Genomic DNA, 16,974 nt, shown 5'->3' on the forward strand with positions numbered 1-16,974 from the left:
GCGGCCGTGGTGGACAAGCAGAGCGTTGTCCACCCTACGGGTCAGCTCGTAGGGTGGGCTTTAGCCCACCATTGAGTTTCAGGCCGGTGCGCTTTCCGTGGCGCTTGACACCGCCGCGGTCCGCTTCAGCCTGCGCATCTGTTCCACGCCCCAGAGCACGCGCTCGGGGGTCGCCGGAGCATCGATCTGCGGCTGGGCCCGATAGTCGGCCAGGCTCGCCACCGCATCCTTGATCGCGCACCAGACCGAGATGCCGAGCATGAACGGCGGCTCGCCGACGGCCTTGGAGTGGAACACGGTGTCCTCGGGGTTCTTGCGGTTCTCCACCAGCTTGACGCGCAGGTCTAGCGGCATGTCCGCCACCGCCGGGATCTTGTAGCTGGCCGGGCCGTTGGTCATCAGCTTGCCCTTGTCGTTCCAGACCAGCTCTTCCATGGTCAGCCAGCCCAAGCCCTGGACGAAGCCGCCCTCGACCTGGCCGATGTCGATGGCCGGGTTCAGCGAGGCGCCGACGTCATGCAGGATGTCGCTGCGCAGCATCCTGTATTCGCCGGTCAGGGTATCGACGATCACTTCCGAGCAGGCCGCGCCATAGGCGAAGTAGTAGAACGGCCGCCCGCGCGCCTGGCTGCGGTCGTAGTAGATCTTCGGCGTGCGGTAGAAGCCGGTGGAGGACAGCGAGACCTGGCCGAAGTAGGCCTGCTGGATCAGCTCATCGAAGCTGATGTACTGGTCGCGCAGGCGCACCTGGCCGTTCTTGAACTCGATGTCTTCCTCGAAGATCTGCCACTTGCGCGCGGCAAACTCCACCAGCCGTTGCTTGATGGTCTGCGCCGCATTCTGCGCCGCCTTGCCGTTGAGGTCGGCACCGCTGGAGGCTGCCGTCGGTGAGGTGTTGGGCACCTTGTCGGTGTTGGTGGCGGTGATCTGGATGCGCTCGATATCCACCTGGAACACCTCGGCCACCACCTGCGCGACCTTGGTGTTGAGGCCCTGGCCCATCTCGGTGCCACCGTGGTTCAGGTGGATGCTGCCGTCGGTGTAGACGTGCACCAGCGCGCCGGCCTGGTTGAGGAAGCTGGCGGTGAAGCTGATGCCGAACTTCACCGGCGTCAGCGCCAGGCCCTTCTTCAGGATCGGGCTTGCGGCATTGAACGCGCGGATCGCTTCGCGTCGCTTTGCATAGTCGCTGCTGGCTTCCAGCTCGGCGGTCATCTCGTCGAGCATGTTGTGCTCGACGGTCTGGTAGTAGTGGGTGACGTTGCGCTCGGTCTTGCCGTAGTAGTTGCGCTTGCGCACCTCGAGCGGATCCTTGCCCAGCTCGCGTGCCACGGCATCCATGATCTCCTCGATGGCGACCATGCCCTGTGGGCCGCCGAAGCCGCGGTAGGCGGTGTTCGAGGCCAGGTTGGTCTTGCAGCGATGGCCATTGATGGTGGCGTCGCCCAGGTAGTAGGCGTTGTCGGAGTGGAACATGGCGCGGTCGACGATCGAGCCGGAAAGGTCCGGCGAGTAGCCGCAGTTACCGGCGAGATCGATCTCGATGCCGTGCAGCAGGCCGTCGTCATCGAAGCCGACGTCGTATTCGACATAGAACGGGTGGCGTTTGCCGGTCATGGTCATGTCTTCCATGCGTGGCAGACGCATCTTGGTCGGGCGGCCGGTGAGGTGCGCGATCACCGCGCACAGGCACGCCGGGCCGGCAGCCTGGGTTTCCTTGCCGCCGAAGCCACCGCCCATGCGGCGCATATCGATGACGATCTTGTTCATCGAGACGCCGAGCACTTCAGCCACCAGTTTCTGCACTTCGGTGGGGTTCTGCGTCGAGGTGTAGACGATCATCCCGCCGTCCTCTGTCGGCATCACCGACGACACCTGCGTCTCCAGGTAGAAATGCTCCTGCCCGCCGATGTGCAGCGAACCGGTCAGACGACGCGGCGCGCTGGCCAGGGCGGTGGCCGAGTCGCCGCGCTTGTGAGTGTGGCTGTCGAGCACGAAATTCTTCTTGTGCAGCGCCTCGACCACGTCGAGCACAGGCTCCAGATCTTCGTATTCGATGATCGCGGCCATGGCTGCCTGGCGTGCGGTTTCCAGGCTGTCGGCGGCCACGGCGATCACCGGCTGGCCGAGGTACTCGACCTTGCCGTCGGCCAGCAGCGGGTCGCCGGGCATCACGGCACCGATGTCCAACTGGCCCGGCACGTCCTTCGCGGTAATGGCGATGGCCACGCCCGGAATCTGGTAGCAGGGCGCGGTGTCGATGCGCACGATGCGGGCGTGGGCACGCTCGCTCATGCGGGCATAGACGTGCAGCTGATTGGGAAACTCCAGGCGGTCGTCGACGTACACTGCCTCGCCCGAGACATGCTTGGGCGCGCTGTCGTGCTTGACGCTGCGACCTACGCCGGTGACCAGGTCCTGGGTGTACAGCGCCGCGATTTCTTCCTGAGTGCGGGTGGTTACGTGGTTAGACATAAGCGGTCACCCTCGTCTCGGTCTTCGGTGCGTTTTGTTCGAGGAAGCATTTGCGCAGCAGGTTCTGTGCGACCAGCAGGCGGTACTCGCGGCTGGCGCGAAAGTCGGTCAGCGGTGTGAAGTCCTCGGCCAGGGCATCGCAGGCCGCCTCCACGGTCTGCTGGTTCCAGGGTGCCCCGCTGAGCGTCGCTTCGCAGGCCGCAGCACGCTTGGGAATCGCCGCCATGCCGCCGAAGGCAACCCGGGCATCGGCGACCACGCCATCGGTGATCTTCAGATCGAAGGCGGCGCAGACGGCGGAGATATCGTCGTCCAGGCGCTTGGACACCTTGTAGGCGCGGAACAGGCGATCCGGCGTGGCGCGCGGCACTCGTACCTTCTCGATGAATTCCCCGGGCTGGCGCGCGGTGACCTTGTAGTCGATGAAGTAATTCTCGAGCGGCAGGGTGCGGCTGCTGGCGCCCTTGCGCAGGACAACTTCGGCACCCAGGGCGATCAGCAGCGGCGGCGAATCGCCAATCGGTGAAGCGTTGCCGATGTTGCCGCCGAGCGTGCCCTGGTTGCGGATCTGCAAGGAGGCAAAGCGCTGCAGCAGCTCGCCGAAATCCGGGTACTCGGCGGCCAGCGCGGCGTAGCAGTCGGTCAGCGGTGCGGCCGCACCGATCTCGATATGGCTGTCGGTGAGCTGGACCTGCTTCATCTCGGCGATCTGCCCGACATGGATCATCACCGGCAGCTCGCGATGGAACTGGGTCACCTCCAGTGCCAGGTCGGTGCCACCGGCAAGCAGCCGGGCGTCGGGATTGGCGGCATATACCTCGGCCAGTTCGGCGACGGTCAGCGGCGACAGGCAGCGCTTTTCGCCGTCGCTGAGCTCGGCCATTCCACGCGGGGCGATGGCCTTGAGCTGGGCGATGGTCTCGGCTTCGCGGGCATCGAACTGGTCCGGCTGCTTGCTGCAGCAGGCCTGCTCGGCGGCCTCGAGGATCGGCCGATAGCCGGTGCAGCGGCAGAGGTTGCCGGCCAGGGCTTCGTGCGTCTGGTGCGGGTCGTATTCGTTCACCGCGCCGGCGTTCTTCTGCAGGGCGAACAGGCTCATGACGAAGCCGGGGGTACAGAAGCCGCACTGCGAGCCGTGGCAGTCGACCATGGCCTGCTGGACGCTGTGCAGCCGGCCCTGGTCTTTGAGGTCTTCGACGCTGATCAGCTGCTTGCCGTGCAGCGCGGAAACGAAGGTCAGGCAGGAATTGAGGGTGCGATAGCGCAGGCGTTCGCCGACCAGTTCGCCAACCACCACGGTACAGGCGCCACAGTCACCGGAGGCGCAGCCTTCCTTGGTTCCGGTTTTGCCACGGTGCTCGCGCAGGTATTGCAGCACCGTGGTGTTGGGATCGAGCGCGCGTTCGCTGCGCAGTTCTCGATTGAGGAGAAACTGGATCAAGGCGATGCCTCCGCTGTTGTTGTTCTGACGCGCAACCTATCGCTATCTGACTTTTCGGTCAACTTATTCCTGACCCAAAAGTCAATGCGGCAGGCGCGCGCAGATGGGGCGAGGCGTATCGATGCGCTCGCCCAAGTTTTCATACTGCAATTAAAGCCCGTTCAGACCGGTTCGGCCTTGCCCTGCCGTCGGTAGGCGTAGGTCTCGGCGAAGCGCGAGAGCATGTACCGGCTGCAGGTGGTGCTCGGGTATTTTGGTGGGTTGGTTTCGTCGTAGCAGCCGGGCAGGCAGCTGATTTCGGTGTCCGGATGCGGCTCGGCGAAGAACGGCATGGAATAGCGATCCACGTCCAGCGGGCTGACCACGCGATGCGGCGTCGACTTGTAACGGTCGTTGCTCCAGCGCGCCATCATGTCGCCGATGTTGACTACATAGGTGCCTTCGATGGGCGGCGCGTCGATCCACTCGCCCTTGACGTTCTGCACCTGCAGGCCGCCGGCCTGGTCCTGATAGAGCAGGGTGACGCAGCCGTAGTCGGTGTGCGCGCCGGCGCCCTGCTGATTGGCGCTGGTGGCCGTCTGCCGCGGCGGGTAGTGGATCATGCGAAACACGCTGATCGGCTCGACGAAGCGCTTGTCGAAGAAATCCCGCTCGATGCCAAGGGCGAGCGCGATGGCACGCAGCAGCGTACAGGCGAGATCCTGCATGTCGCGGTAGTGGCCTTCCATCAGCTCGGTCCAGCCTTCGATCTGGAGCGGATGACGGTTGGGCCCGCGCAGTGGTTTTTCGGCCAGCACGTCCGGGTGGTCGGCCGGCATATGGAAACCCATGTCGAAGGTTTCCTTGAGATCGCACGGCTGGCTCGGGTCCAGCTGTTCGGTGGCGACGGCACCGTAGCCGCGGTGGTGGCGGCTCTTGGTGATGTCGATCTTCAGCTTTTCTTCGGCGGGCAGGGCAAAGAACCGCTGGGCATGGTCGGTGAGGGTGGCGATGCGCTCGGCGCTGATCGGATGACCCTTGATATAGAAGAAGCCCCACTCGCGGCAGGCGCGGTCGATCGCCTCGGCGACGGCCAGATGGCCGGCCTCGTTGGCGTCGTAGAGCGGGGAAATATCGATGATGGGCAGTGAATTCATGACTGAGTCCAGTACGGCGCCGCCGGTCTTCTCGTACCGGCGGCTTTCGAGGGCAATGCCCCCTGCGTGCGGTTCGCCAGGTGGCGGGACGGCACGCAGATTCCGCAGTGCGCCGGGCGGGGCCGGCGCGGGTAACGCTTACTTCGGCATTTCAGCCTTGACGCCTTCGACGTAGTAATTCATCGAGGCGAGGTCCTTGATGCTGGCGGTCTCGCCCTCGGCGATGCGCACTTCGCCAGCCTGGTCCTTGATCGGGCCGGTGAACGGGTGGAATTCACCGCTCTTGATGCTGGCGATGATCGCTTCGGCTTCGGTCTTCACATCGGCCGGCACCAGATCGCTGATCGGCAGGCTGATGCTGTCCTGGGCCAGCCCGCCCCAGAAGTCCTCGGACTTCCAGGTACCGGCCATTACCGCTTCGGCGGATTTGGTGTAGTGCGGGCCCCAGTCGTTGACGATGGAGGTCAGCACGGCTTTGGGCCCGAAGTGCTGCATGTCCGAGGCGTAACCGACGGAGTAGACGCCACGACGCTCGGCGGCCTGGATCGGCGCCGGGCTGTCGGTGTGCTGGAAGATCACGTCGACGCCCTGGTCGATCAGCGCGTTGGCGGCATCGGCTTCCTTGCCCGGATCGAACCAGGTGTTGACCCACACCACCTTGATCTCGGTGCCGGGGTTGTACTTGTCCAGCGCCAGCTGGATGGCGTTGATGTCGCGGATCACTTCCGGAATCGGGAAGGAGGCGATGTAGCCGACCTTCTTGGTCTTGGTCATCTTCGCTGCGAGGAAGCCGCCGACGTAGCGGCCTTCATAGGAACGGGTCAGGTAGGTGCCGACGTTCTTCGCCTGCTTGTAGCCGGTGGCGTGCTCGAAGGTGACCTTGGGGAACTGCTTGGCGACCTTCAGCGTCGGGTTCATGTAGCCGAAGGAGGTGGTGAAGATCAGGTCGTAGTCGCTCTTGGCCATGTTGCGGATGACCCGCTCGGCATCGGCGCCTTCCGGCACGTTCTCGACGAAGCTGGTCTTCACCTTGTCGCCCAATTTTTCTTCCATGTACTTGCGGCCCTGCTCGTGCTGGTAGGTCCAGCCGTGGTCGCCGATCGGGCCGATGTAGACGAAGCCGACCTTCAACGGATCGGCGGCCGACGCCGCGGCGGTCGTCAGTGCGGCGCTGAAGCCGATCGCTGCGGCGAGTGCACGCAGCAGGGTTTTCCGAGTGTTGTTCTGCATGGCGGATGACGCTCCTGTTTGTCTAGCTACAGAGCCTGTGTTGGCTGATAGCTGGTTAGCAAAAAGCTGACCAACTGGACAGATACCTTCGTTGTGCCGGATTGCGGCCGCTTCGACTCGACGCTGATGCCTGGTCGAGGCTTGCACTGGTGCGCCAGTAATCCACGGCGCCCAGCTTTGGTGCAAGCCTCGACCGCGGTTGTCTAGCCGTTTACCAGTTGCCGGGCTGCCTGCTGGTGGTCGGCGATCAGCCCCTGCACGTCGAGGCCTTCGACCTGACCATCGATCACGCGCCATTTGCCGCCGACCATCACCCGGTCGGCACGGTCGGCGGCGCACAGCAGCAGCGCGGCGACGGGATCGTGGCTGCCGGAGAAGCGCAGCTCGTCGAGCTTGAACAGGGCCAGATCGGCCTGCTTGCCGACCGCCAGCTCGCCGATGTCGCTGCGCCCGAGCAGGCGTGCGGAGCCGCGGGTGGCCCAGCCGAGCACCTTCTGCGGGGTGATCTTCTCGGCGCCGTAGCGCAGGCGCTGGATGAACAGCGCCTGACGCGCCTCGAGCATCATGTTGGAGGCATCGTTGGAGGCCGAGCCGTCGACGCCCAGGCCGATGATGGCGCCTTTGTCCTCCAGCTCAAGCGTGTGGCAGATGCCGGAGGCCAGGCGCATGTTGGAACTCGGGCAATGGCAGATGCCCACACCGGCTGCACCCAGGCGGTGAATTTCCACCTGGTTGAAATGGATGCCATGGGCCAGCCAGGTGCGTGGGCCGAGCCAGCCGACGCTCTGCAGGTAGTCCACGGTGCGCATGCCGAAGCGCTTCGCGCAGAACTCCTGTTCGTCCAGAGTCTCGGCCAGGTGCGTATGCAGACGCACGTCGCGCGCTTCGGCCAGCTCCGCGCAGGTCCGCATGATGTCGGTGGTGACCGAGAACGGCGAGCAGGGCGCCAAGGCGATCTGGATCTGCGCGCCGTTGCCGCGCTCGTGGTAGCGATCGATCAGCCGTTCGCTGTCGGCAAGAATCGTCTCGGCGTCCTGCACCACGCTCTTGCATGGCAGGCCGCCGTTCTCCTTGGACAGGTTCATCGAACCGCGAGTGAGCATCGCGCGCATGCCCAGCTCGCGGACGGCCTCGACCTGAATGTCGATGGCGTCCTCGAGCCCGCCCGGAAACAGGTAGTGGTGATCCGCCGCCGTGGTGCAGCCGGACAACAGCAGCTCGGCCAGCGCCACCTTGCTCGCCAGCTGCAGCGCCTGCGGCGTAAGCCGCGCCCAGACCGGGTAGAGGGTCAGCAGCCAGTTGAACAGCGGCTCGTTGATCACCGGCCCCCAGGCGCGGGTCAGGGTCTGGTAGAAGTGGTGATGGGTGTTGACCAGCCCCGGCAGCACCACGTGTTCGCGGGCGTCGAAGGTCTCGTTCACCGGCAGCGCGGGCGAGGCGCCGGCGGCAAGGAGTTCGGTGATGACGCCGTCTTCGATTACCAGTCCGCCTGGGGCTTCCTGGTCGTTGGCAGTGAAGAGCGCGAGGGGATTCTTGATCCAGATTCGATGAGCAGGCATGGCCGGCTTTCTCCTGAAGGGTTGAGTTCAGAGTAGCCAGCTCAGTTATGCCCTGTCTGCTGATCCAGGGGCGGAGGGTTGCCTCTTCCGCGGGGCGGAACGATAAGGGATGCCGTGGGGGGCTGCCAAGGGCTGGTTAGTGCGGCGGTCTCGACCGCGAATGGAACTGCAGCGGGAGAGTCCGTTCACGGTCGATCACGGCCCTACCTTCTCACCAGGGCAGTACGTCCCCCTGATAGTCGACGTACCGATGCCCACCCTGGCCGATGGCCCGGGTCACCTGCTCGACCATGCCGCGAGCGCTGGTTTTGACATCCAGCGGAGCCTGGTCGCCGCCCATATCGGTCTTGACCCAGCCGGGGTGCATCGACAGCACCGTCAGCTTCGTCTCGCCAAGCCCGGCGACGAAAGTCCGCGTCAGGTGATTGAGCGCCGCCTTGCTCGCGCCATAGAGGTCCATGCCCATGCCCGGGCCGATCTCGACGCTGCCGAGGATCGAACTCATGAAGACCACCACGCCTTGTTCCACATGCACCAATGGCAGCAGGCGCTCGGCGAGGCGCACTGGTGCGACGGCGTTGGTGAAGAACAGCTGACCGACTTCCGTCTGGCTCGCCTGCGTGGCCGGTTTGTCCTGCGGGCCGCCGATGCCGGCGTTGATGAACAGCACATCCAGCCGGGTTCCGGCGAGTCGCTCGGCCAGGCGTTCGAGACTACCGGCATCGTTCATGTCGAGCGCTTCGATGCGTATGTTGCCTAGTGCCTCGAGCGTTTCGGCGTGGGCGGTGTCGCGTACCGTGGCGATCACTTGCCAGCCTTCGCTGGAGAACCGCCGAGCCAGGCCGAGGCCAAGGCCTCGCGAGGCGCCGATGATGAGGACGGTACGGGTCATGCGCGAGCTCCTGATGGTTGCGTGGCCAAGCAGTTTGGCTCAGCGTACGAGGCTTGGCGAGCGAGGCGTCCGTCAGTGACCGGGCTGCCACGGCTGGCCGAGAGAGACGGGCGCATACAACCGTGTACGGATCGCATCCCGCGACAGCAGCACCAGCACCAGAATGGTCGCCACATACGGCAGCATCGCCAGCAGATTGCCGGGGATTGCCAGGCCCAGACCCTGCGCCACCAGGTGGAGGATGCTGGCCAGGCCGAACAGGTAGGCGCCGAGCAGGACGCGGCTCACCCGCCAGCTGGCGAACACCACCAGGGCCAGGGCGATCCAGCCGCGGCCGGCGGTCATGTTTTCCGCCCACATCGGCGTGTACGCCAGCGACATGTAGCCGCCGGCAAGCCCGGCCATTCCGCCGCCGAACATTACCGCCAGGGTGCGCACGCGCAGCACCGGCAGGCCCATGGCGCTGGCGGCGTTGGGGTTTTCGCCGACGGCCTGGATGATCAGGCCGATGCGGCTTTTCAGCAGCACCCAGGCCACCAGCGCAAACAGGGCGAAGGACAGGTAGACCAGCAGATCCTGGGCGAACAGCATGCGGCCGATCACGGGGATCTCGCTGAGCAGCGGAATGGCGATCGGCTCGAAGCCGGCCAGCGGCTTGCCGACCCAGCTGGCACCAACGAAGGACGACAGGCCGACGCCGAAGATGGTCAGCGCCAGGCCGGTGGCGACCTGGTTGGCATTGAAGCCCAGTGCCACCATGGCGAACAGCAGCGAGAGCAGCACGCCGGCCAGACAGGCGAACAGCACGCCGAGCCAGAGGTTGCCGCTGGCGAAGGCGACGATGAAGCCGATCACCGCGCCGAACAGCATCATGCCCTCCTGGCCGAGGTTGAGTACGCCGGTCTTCTCGCACACCAGCTCGCCGAGGGCGACCAGCAGCAGCGGCGTGCCGGTGCGGATCATGGCGTAGAAGATATTGGTCAGCAGATCCATGTCCATCGGTCAGGCCTCGAACTTCAAGCGGCGGGCAGTGGGTGAAAAGGGCAGTAGCGCAGCGCGGACGATCATGTGGCCGGCTCCTCTTTGGCGCTGACGAGCGCTGGTTTGCGCGCCCACAGCTTCAGGCGCGGGCGGTAGAGGATCAGTACGTCGCAGGCGAGCAGGAAGAACAGCACCATGCCCTGGAACAGCTGGGTGATGGATTGCGGCAGGTTGGCGGCCATTTGCGCGTTCTCGCCACCGAGGTAGAGCAGCGCCATCAGCAGACTGGCGAAGACGATACCGATAGGGTTGAGGCGGCCGAGGAAAGCCACGGTGATCGCCGCGTAGCCGTAGCCCGGCGACACCTGCGGTACCAGCTGGCCGATCGGACCGGTGACTTCGGCGACGCCGGCCAGCCCGGCCAGGCCGCCGCTGATCAGCAGGGCGATCCACACCAGCTTCTTGTCGCGGAAACCGACGAAGCCGGCGGCGCGCTTGTCCAGGCCGAGCACCTTGATCTGGAAGCCAAGAAAACTCTTCTGCAGCAGCACCCAGACCACCACCAGTGCCAGCAGGGCGAAGTAGAAACCACCATGCACGCGCAGCCCTTCGATCAGCTCGGGCAACCGAGTGGCGTCGCCGAACATCGCCGACTCGGGGAAGTTGAAGCCTTCCGGGTCCTTCAGCGGGCCATGCACGGCGAACAGCAGCAGGTTCAGCGCAATGTAGTTGAGCATGATGCTGGTGAGGATTTCGTTGGCATTGAACGCCGTCTTCAGCCAGGCGCAGAGCCCGGCCCAGGCGGCGCCGCCAAGGGTGCCGAGCAGCAGTGTCAGCACCAGTGCCCAGCGCGAATCCCAGTCGATGATGTTGACCGCGAGCGCGCTGCCGGCCAGGGCGCCGATGAGTAGCTGGCCTTCGGCGCCGATGTTCCAGATGCGCGCGTTGTAGACCACTGCCAGGCCCAGCGCGCAGAGCAGGATCGGCAGCGCCTTGACCAGCAGTTCGGAGACGCCGTAGAGGTCGCCGAGCGGGTCGATCAGCAGCACCTTGAGGGTTTCCAGCGGCGGATGGCCGAGCAGGGCGAACAGCAGCGCGCCGCTCAGCAGCGTCAGCAGTGCCGCCAGCAATGGCGAGAACCAGAGCATGGCCCGTGAGGCCTCGCCGCGGGGTTGCAGGGATAACAGCATGATGGATTCTCGTCAGGCGGCAGAGGTGGAAACAGGGGTGTCGCTGGTATCGAACTGGCCGGCCATCCAGCGGCCGACTTCGACCAGGCAGGTGCTGGCGGTGGCGCGCTGTGGCGACAGCCTGCCGCCGCTCAGCGCAGCGATGCGGTCGCTGATCTGGAACAGCTCCTCGAGGTCTTCGGAGATCACCAGAATCGCCGCGCCGGCATCGCGCAGTTCGATCAGCGCGCGGTGGATCGCCGCCGCCGCGCCGACGTCCACGCCCCAGGTCGGGTGCGCGGCGATCAGCAGCTTCGGCTGCTGCAGGATTTCGCGACCAAGGATGAATTTCTGCAGGTTGCCGCCAGACAGGCTCGCCGCCGGGGTCTGTGCGTCCGGCGTCTTCACGGCGAAGCGCTGGATGACCTGTTCGGCGAAGGCGCGCACCTTGCCGCGGCGGATCATGCCCTGCTCGACCATGCCGGTCTGCTGATAGGCGGTGAGCAGGCCGTTGTCGGCCAGGCTCATGCTCGGCACCGCGCCGTGACCGAGGCGTTCGGCCGGCACGAAGGCCATACCATGGCGACGGCGGGCGTCGGGGCGCAGATGGGCGACGTCGTCACCGAGAAAGCGGATATGCCTCGCCTGTGCAGCCGGCAGGCGCTGTTCGCCGCTGAGCAGGGCGAGCAGTTCGTCCTGGCCGTTACCGGCGACCCCAGCGATGCCGACGATCTCGCCGGCGCGTACTTCCAGATCGATCTCTTCGAGGGATACGCCGAACGGATCGGCGTTGTGCCAGGACAGCCGCTCCACACGCAGGAACGGGGCGCGGCCCTCGCTCTTCGGGTATTCGGCTTCCAGCCCCTCGGCATCGCCGACCATCAGCCGCGCCAGTTCCAGGTCCGAGCATTCGGCCGGCACGCACTCGCCGGATACGCGACCGGCGCGCAGCACCGTGGCGCTCTGGCACAGCGCGCGCACTTCATTGAGCTTGTGGCTGATGAACAGGATGCTGCAGCCCTCCGCGGCCAGCCGGCGCAGGGTGACGAACAGCTCGTCGGCCTCCTGCGGGGTAAGCACCGAGGTCGGCTCGTCGAGGATCAGCAGGCGGATGTCCTGCATCAGGCAACGGATGATCTCTACCCGCTGGCGCTCGCCGATGGACAGGCTGTGCACCAGCCGTTGCGGCTCCAGCGGCATGCCGTAGCGCTGCGAGACCTCGCGGATTTTCGGCTCCAGCTGCTTCGGCGTACCGGCCTTGGCGCCCAGGGCGAGGGCGATGTTCTCCGCCACCGAGAGCGTCTCGAACAGCGAGAAGTGCTGGAACACCATGCCGATGCCGCGTTCGCGGGCCTGGGCCGGGTCGCGCATCGTCACCCGTTCGCCCTGCCAGTGGATTTCGCCGGCGTCCGGCTGGGTGACGCCATAGATGATCTTCATCAGCGTGCTCTTGCCGGCGCCGTTCTCGCCGAGCAGGGCGTGGATCTCGCCCGGCTGGATCGACAGGTCGATACGGTCGTTGGCCAGGCAGCCTGGGTACTGTTTGGTGATGCCGCAGAGCTTGAGGCGTGCGGTCTGGGAATCGGGCATGGGGGCGTCCGCTGGGTTTCTCATGGCCAGGGTGTAGCAAAAAGCTGGCCAGACAGTCAGGAATTGAGGTGCGACGCGGCCACGGCAGCTGTGCCGCCGGTTGGCCATGCGACGATGTTAGCCGGTGCATCGCTTTGGCGCTCCACTCGGTGACACCATCGTGCCGATGCACTGCGTTGGGGCAGGACGACCGCGGGCCGGATGGGCTGCTAAGCTAACCGTCCTTTCCGCTTCCACCGGTTGCCTGCATGAACCAGATGGACCTTCATTCCGCCGAGGAAACGATTGCCCAGCGTGCCGCACTGGCGCGGCTGATCGATGGCCTCTTGCGCGACGACGGCATGCATCCCACCGCGATTGACGACCTCTACCTGATCCGCTGCAGCGCGCCGAGCGAACTGGTGCATGGGCTGCACAAGCCGGCGTTGTGCATCATCGTGCAGGGCAGCAAGGAGGTGCGCCTGGGCGACGAGCTGTACACCTACGATGCGCTGCACTATCTGGTGGTCTCGGTCACCGTGCCGGTGGCTGGCCGTGTGCTGGAGGCTTCGTCTGGCGAGCCGTACCTGTGCATCCGCCTGGATATCGATCCGGCAATGGTCGCCACCCTGGTCGCCGAAAGCGCGCCGTTGAGCCAGCCCGTGGAAGGGCCGGCGCGCGGGGTCTATCTGGATCGCATCGATGCGCCGTTGCTCGACGCTACGCTGCGTCTGGTGCGACTGCTCGCCAGCCCGCAGGACATCCCGGTGCTGGCGCCGCTGGCCATGCGCGAGATCTTTTACCGCCTGCTTTGCGGGCGCCAGGGCCGCCACCTGCACGAGATCGCAGTGCGCGACAGTCAAGGCCATCGCGTCACCCGCGCCATCGAATGGCTGAACCGCAACTACGTCGAGCCGCTGCGCATCGAGGAACTGGCGCAGCGGGTCAACCTCAGCAGCTCGACGCTGCATCACCGCTTCAAGGCGCTCACTGCGATGAGCCCGCTGCAATACCAGAAGCAGCTGCGCCTGCAGGAGGCGCGGCGGCTGCTGATCGCCGAGGGGCTCGATGTGTCCAGCGCCGGCTACCGGGTCGGCTACGAAAGCCCCTCGCAGTTCAGCCGCGAGTACAGCCGGCTGTTCGGCGCCTCGCCGGTGAAGGATCTGGCGCGGCTGCGCAGCATTGCCTGACTAGCGCGGCACCGGCGCACATGGCGCAGGGAGGGCGGAGGTGTAGATGGTGCAGCGTGAGAGTAATTCCGGCGTGGAGCGGGTCGAGGCGCTACAGACTCTAGGCAAGAAACGGTAGCCGTTGCTTCGCCGGGCAAGTTACGCAAACGATAGGCGCATGCCCGTGTGGGGCGCTCGCCAGCCTGCCGGATGACAGCCGAGCAGGCTTTCTTTCGTGACCAGTCAGCTCTCGCCGGCCAGCTTGCGCTCATACTGGTAGGCCCAGCGTGTATACAGCAGGGCGGAGGTGAACAGCGTCAGGCTGAGCAGCGCCTCCAGCCAGCCGTAGAGCATGCGGTTCGGGTCGATTGCGGCCAGCACGCCCTGAATGAAGTACAGGTTGACGATGAAGCAGGTCCAGGCATGCGCGCGTGGACTGCCCGCGAAGATTCCCGGCGCCACGAGCACCAGCGGAATCAACTGGATGCTCAGCACCACCCAGGTGCGCGCACCGTGCAGGTCGGCGAATGCCAGGTTCCAGACCGTCAGCAGTACGGCCAGGGCAAGGAAGCTGGCCAGGCTGAGTGCGCGGCTGAGCTTCAGTCGAGGCGCCAGCCAGTCGAGGGAAGGCAGCGGCTTGCGAGCTTTAGCCACGGGTAGCCTCCAGACGCTGTGCGGTCTGTGCCAGCCGCTGACCGAGGGCACGGCAGAGAGCGATTTCGTGTTCGTCGAGCGCCCGCTTGCCATCGGCGCCTGCATGGTGGCTGGCACCATAGGGCGTGCCGCCACCGCGGGTCTCCAGCAAGGCGTTCTCGCTATACGGCAGGCCGAGTACCAGCATGCCGTGGTGCAGTAGCGGCAGTAGCATCGACAGCAGGGTGCTTTCCTGACCGCCATGCAGGCTGGCTGTCGAGGTGAATACGGCCGCCGGCTTGCCTACCAGTTCGCCGGTAAGCCAGAGACTGCTGGTTCCATCTAGAAAGTACTTGAGCGGGGCGGCCATGTTGCCGAAGCGAGTCGGGCTGCCGATGACCAGGCCTGCGCAGTTCTTCAGGTCGTCCAGGCTGGCGTAGAGGGCGCCAGTATCGGGAATGCTCGGTGCGACCGCTTCGCATTCGGCGGACACCGCGGGCACCGTACGCAGACGGGCTTCCAGACCGCTCATTTCCACGCCTCGGGCGATCTGTCGCGCCATCTCGGCAGTGGCTCCGTGGCGGCTGTAGTACAGCACCAGAATGTAGGGGGCACTCACGGCAGTATCTCCAGCACCTTTTCCGGCGGTCGACCTACTACTGCCTTGTCGCCGACGATCAGGATTGGTCGCTCGATCAACCGCGGATGGGCGCTCATCGCCTCGATCAGCTGTGCGTCGCTCAGGTCGGGGTCTGCCAGGTTGAGCTGCTGGTATTCCTCCTCACCGCTGCGCAGCAGTTGCCGCGGACCGAAGCCCAGCTTGGCGAGCAGAGCCTGGAGTTCGTCGGCGCTGGGCGGGGTTTCCAGATAGCGCACGATGCGCGGGGTAAGCCCGCGAGCTTCCAGTAGTTCCAGCGCACCGCGGGATTTGGAGCAGCGGGGGTTGTGGTAGAGGGTGAGTTCGGTCATTTGTAGTTGCGTCTCGCCGATGAAGGCGGCCATTCTAACCCCCTCGAGGGTGCGGTCCGAAACGACTATTGGCCCGTGATCGGATGTGATGCCTTTGGCCGGCCAACCGCTGGCGGGTGACCGCGAGCGATCAGGGTTTCCAACCGCCGGCTAAGGAGAAGGGATGCAGCAGCGCATCGACAATCTGGTGGAGTTCTGCCGTTTCCTGGTGCAGCGTTTTCTGGCTGACCGAGGCCCGCACAGCGCTGCAGCCTTGACCTACACCACGCTGTTTGCCGTGGTGCCGATGATGACTGTCACGTTCGCCATGCTGTCGGCGATTCCCGCGTTTCAGGGCGTAGGCGAACAGATCCAGCTGTATATCTTCAAGAATTTCATTCCCTCCACTGGTGCGACGATCCAGGAGTACCTGGTGGCGTTCACCGGTCAGGCGCGCCAGCTGACCTGGTTCGGCGTCGGTTTGCTGATGGCGACTGCGCTGATGATGCTGCTGACCATTGAGAAGGCCTTCAACACCATCTGGCGCGTGCGTCAGCCGCGCCGGGGCGTCTCGAGCTTCCTGCTGTACTGGGCGATCCTCAGTCTCGGTCCTTTGCTACTCGGTGCAGGCTTCGCAACGAGTACCTACATCGCCTCGCTGTCGCTGATCTCCGGGCCATATGCGTTGCTCGGTGTGGGTACATTGCTGAAGGTGATGCCGCTGGTGTTGAGCGTGGCGGCCTTCACACTGATCTATGCGGCAGTGCCCAATACTCGCGTGCCGCTACGCCATGCGCTGGTTGGCGGTGTGTTTGCGGCTGTGCTGTTGGAGGCCGCTAAGCAGCTGTTCGGCTTGTACGTCAGCTATTTTCCGAGTTATCAGCTGATCTACGGTGCCTTCGCTGCGGTGCCACTGTTCCTGTTGTGGATCTACCTGTCGTGGATGATCCTGCTGATCGGCGCCGAGCTGGTCTGCGGCCTGTCTTCTTCGCAGCAATGGCGACGCCGTCCCTTGCCGCGCCTGCTGGTGATGCTGGTTCTGTTACGGCTGCTGTATGAGCGCCAGCAGGAAGGGCGGGAGCTTAGCGTGCGCGACATGCATCGGGCCGGCTGGCATCTGCCTGAGGACGAGTGGGATGAGCTGCTGGAGTTCTTTGAACGTGAGCAATTGGTCTGTCGGACTGGCGCGGGCGGCTGGGTTCTGTGCCGTGATTTGAGTCATTACAGTCTCGATCAGCTGCTTCGCCATAACCCTTGGCCGTTGTCGGGACTGGAAAAGCTGCCTGACGAGCTGCCCGAGCCCTGGTATCCCACCTTACGCCGTTCGCTGGCGTTGCTGCAGCAGGAGCAGCTAAACCTGTTTGGCGGAAGTCTGGCCGATTGGCTGAGTGTCGGTAGTGACAAAAACGGTCAGTAGCTGAGCGAATGTGCTGGTTCTGTATGGCAGTTCGGTATCGCGCGGGCTGCATATAACCAGCGTAGGCACACGTCAATCTCGCGGGTTCGCTCGTGAACTCGGTGACTGGCATGTTTCTCGCTCATGGGCTGGGAGGGCGATAGGAAAGGACCACTGCAGTGAAGAGCGAACGCAAGAGCATTATCTATCTGCATGAGCGGGCTCCGGACGTGGCCCTGGAGTCGCTGAACCGTCTGACCGGCTTGGCGTTCAGCAGTTGGCCGGAGTCGCTCGCTGGTTCGTGCGAGCGGCGGGACGAGCCCGCCGTGCTGGCAATCGAGAAAGTGCGTGTGCTGGGAAAGGTGACTCGCTGACG

The 16,974-nt window shown here is 64.9% G+C and carries 15 protein-coding genes; 3 read left to right on the forward strand and 12 right to left on the reverse strand.

What is annotated here, in order from left to right; translation table 11 throughout:
* Nucleotides 1-78 precede the first annotated feature (78 nt).
* The 9 genes from xdhB to N8H22_RS06995 form a co-directional block, all read right to left on the reverse strand.
* Entirely contained in the window at nt 79-2,475 is a 2,397-nt protein-coding gene (gene xdhB, locus N8H22_RS06955; protein WP_264589904.1) for a xanthine dehydrogenase molybdopterin binding subunit, read from the reverse strand.
* The gene (gene xdhA, locus N8H22_RS06960; RefSeq protein WP_264589905.1) at nt 2,468-3,916 is read right to left on the reverse strand and encodes a xanthine dehydrogenase small subunit; all 1,449 of its coding nucleotides are present in this window, start codon (nt 3,914-3,916) and stop codon (nt 2,468-2,470) included. Before xdhA ends, xdhB begins: the two co-directional genes overlap by 8 nt.
* A gap of 161 nt (nt 3,917-4,077) precedes the next feature.
* Nucleotides 4,078-5,052, reverse strand: coding sequence for a 2-oxoglutarate and iron-dependent oxygenase domain-containing protein (locus N8H22_RS06965; protein WP_264589906.1), 975 nt, complete (start codon nt 5,050-5,052; stop codon nt 4,078-4,080).
* A 138-nt stretch (nt 5,053-5,190) separates the two neighbouring features.
* Entirely contained in the window at nt 5,191-6,282 is a 1,092-nt protein-coding gene (locus tag N8H22_RS06970) for a BMP family ABC transporter substrate-binding protein (protein ID WP_104096998.1), read from the reverse strand.
* Between the two features lie 203 nt (nt 6,283-6,485).
* Nucleotides 6,486-7,841: an 8-oxoguanine deaminase gene (locus N8H22_RS06975; protein WP_264589907.1), complete on the reverse strand. Its 1,356-nt coding sequence runs from the start codon at nt 7,839-7,841 to the stop codon at nt 6,486-6,488.
* 211 nt (nt 7,842-8,052) lie between these two features.
* Nucleotides 8,053-8,733 carry an SDR family oxidoreductase gene (locus N8H22_RS06980; protein ID WP_264589908.1) on the reverse strand — a complete coding sequence of 227 codons (681 nt, stop codon included), beginning with the start codon at nt 8,731-8,733 and terminating at the stop codon, nt 8,053-8,055.
* 72 nt (nt 8,734-8,805) lie between these two features.
* Nucleotides 8,806-9,732, reverse strand: a complete 927-nt coding sequence (locus N8H22_RS06985; RefSeq protein ID WP_044314432.1) for an ABC transporter permease — start codon at nt 9,730-9,732, stop codon at nt 8,806-8,808.
* A 65-nt stretch (nt 9,733-9,797) separates the two neighbouring features.
* On the reverse strand, nt 9,798-10,904 hold the full coding sequence (locus N8H22_RS06990) for an ABC transporter permease (protein ID WP_014821136.1): 1,107 nt from the start codon (nt 10,902-10,904) through the stop codon (nt 9,798-9,800).
* Between the two features lie 12 nt (nt 10,905-10,916).
* A complete protein-coding gene (locus N8H22_RS06995) occupies nt 10,917-12,473 on the reverse strand; it encodes an ABC transporter ATP-binding protein (RefSeq protein ID WP_264589909.1) in 1,557 nt (518 codons plus the stop codon).
* A 248-nt stretch (nt 12,474-12,721) separates the two neighbouring features.
* Between N8H22_RS06995 and N8H22_RS07000 the strand changes: the two genes are divergently transcribed.
* Entirely contained in the window at nt 12,722-13,642 is a 921-nt protein-coding gene (locus N8H22_RS07000; protein WP_264589910.1) for an AraC family transcriptional regulator, read from the forward strand.
* A 222-nt stretch (nt 13,643-13,864) separates the two neighbouring features.
* Here N8H22_RS07000 and N8H22_RS07005 read toward each other — a convergent pair whose 3' ends face one another.
* Genes N8H22_RS07005 through arsC form a run of 3 tightly spaced genes read right to left on the reverse strand, consistent with a single transcriptional unit; the run spans nt 13,865 to nt 15,223 of the window.
* Nucleotides 13,865-14,275, reverse strand: a complete 411-nt coding sequence (locus N8H22_RS07005; RefSeq protein WP_264589911.1) for a DUF2069 domain-containing protein — start codon at nt 14,273-14,275, stop codon at nt 13,865-13,867.
* Entirely contained in the window at nt 14,268-14,873 is a 606-nt protein-coding gene (wrbA, locus tag N8H22_RS07010) for an NAD(P)H:quinone oxidoreductase (RefSeq protein WP_264589912.1), read from the reverse strand. Before wrbA ends, N8H22_RS07005 begins: the two co-directional genes overlap by 8 nt.
* Nucleotides 14,870-15,223 carry an arsenate reductase (glutaredoxin) gene (gene arsC, locus N8H22_RS07015; protein ID WP_264590206.1) on the reverse strand — a complete coding sequence of 118 codons (354 nt, stop codon included), beginning with the start codon at nt 15,221-15,223 and terminating at the stop codon, nt 14,870-14,872. The genes wrbA and arsC overlap by 4 nt, the downstream gene beginning before the upstream one ends.
* Before the next feature lie 163 nt (nt 15,224-15,386).
* Between arsC and N8H22_RS07020 the strand changes: the two genes are divergently transcribed.
* Together N8H22_RS07020 and N8H22_RS07025 are read left to right on the forward strand one after the other, a co-directional pair.
* On the forward strand, nt 15,387-16,619 hold the full coding sequence (locus N8H22_RS07020; RefSeq protein WP_264589913.1) for a YihY family inner membrane protein: 1,233 nt from the start codon (nt 15,387-15,389) through the stop codon (nt 16,617-16,619).
* A gap of 158 nt (nt 16,620-16,777) precedes the next feature.
* Nucleotides 16,778-16,972 carry a hypothetical protein gene (locus N8H22_RS07025; RefSeq protein ID WP_264589914.1) on the forward strand — a complete coding sequence of 65 codons (195 nt, stop codon included), beginning with the start codon at nt 16,778-16,780 and terminating at the stop codon, nt 16,970-16,972.
* The last annotated feature ends 2 nt before the right edge of the window (nt 16,973-16,974 follow it).

Origin of the sequence: Stutzerimonas sp. S1, from assembly GCF_025966695.1 — a bacterium.
Classification (GTDB): Bacteria; Pseudomonadota; Gammaproteobacteria; order Pseudomonadales; family Pseudomonadaceae; genus Stutzerimonas.